The following is a 969-nucleotide window of genomic DNA, read 5'->3' as shown; positions in this document are numbered from 1 at the left end:
GCTCGGCCGGGTGCTGCGGGCCGGGTTCGGGGTGGTGCTGTGGCGGCGGCGGCCGGACGGCGTGTGCGGGGAGTTCCACCGGGGCGTGAAGACGGCCGTGGACGACGGCGAGGGCGCCCTGTCCCTCCCCGGCGTGCTGCACGCCCTGCGCGAGCAGGTGTACGCCGGGCTCACCGAGGCGTACTGGGCGCACGGCACGACTCTGCTGTACGACGACCCGCACCGCCCCCTGCCCGGCACCGGAGACCTGCTGGAGGCCCCGTGATCCGGGGCCCCGGTTCCTCCCTGATCCCCTTACCAGGCGTCCGGCGGATCGATACCGTGAGGGACGTCCCACGGCTGCCCCCGGCGACGAGCGACGAGGACCGGACATGACCGAATCCAGCGAGTGGCTCATCTACCGAGGCGCCGGGGAACCCCACGACGGGATGAGCCGGCTGCCCCCGCCCCCGCCCTGGCGCGACTTCTCCGCACGCGGTGCCGAGACCACCCGGGAGCCGGACGGTGACGGCTCCCGCGACCGCAGGCTCGGCGCGCACCGGCACCTGGCCGAGCTGCACCGGCCCGGCGCCGAGGAGCTGGAGATGATCAACGCGGCGCTGTATCTGCGCCGCCCGCTCCTGGTCACCGGCAGTCCCGGCGCGGGCAAGAGCACACTCGCGCACTCGGTGGCGTACGAACTGGGGCTGGGCGAGGTGCTGCGCTGGTCCATCGTGAGCCGTTCCTCCCTGCAGGACGGGCTCTACCACTACGACGCCATCGCCCGCCTCCAGGACGTGCAGATCGCCGCGCAGGGCGGGTACGGCAGCGCGGCCGGGAGCCCCGGTTCCGTCGAGGCCATCGGCGGCTACATCCGGCTCGGCCCGCTCGGCACCGCCCTGCTGCCCTCGGACACCCCGCGCGTGCTGCTCATCGACGAACTCGACAAGAGCGACATCGACCTGCCCAACGACCTGCTGAACGTGCTGG

The 969-nt window shown here is 73.7% G+C and carries 2 protein-coding genes; both read left to right on the top strand.

The genetic code is table 11. The features are described from left to right. Positions 1–265, top strand: a 265-nt coding sequence (locus tag CCN33_RS32330; RefSeq protein ID WP_483027262.1) for a VMAP-C domain-containing protein, incomplete at its 5' end; no start/stop codon positions are given. A 106-nt stretch (positions 266–371) separates the two neighbouring features. Continuing rightward, on the top strand, positions 372–969 hold a 598-nt coding region (locus CCN33_RS28620), incomplete at its 3' end, for an AAA family ATPase (RefSeq protein WP_140394721.1).

Source organism: Streptomyces recifensis (genome assembly GCF_002154615.1).
GTDB lineage: Bacteria > Actinomycetota > Actinomycetes > Streptomycetales > Streptomycetaceae > Streptomyces > Streptomyces griseoluteus.
The sequence above is the reverse complement of the archived record's forward strand: the minus strand, read 5'-3'. Positions and strand labels throughout refer to the sequence as shown.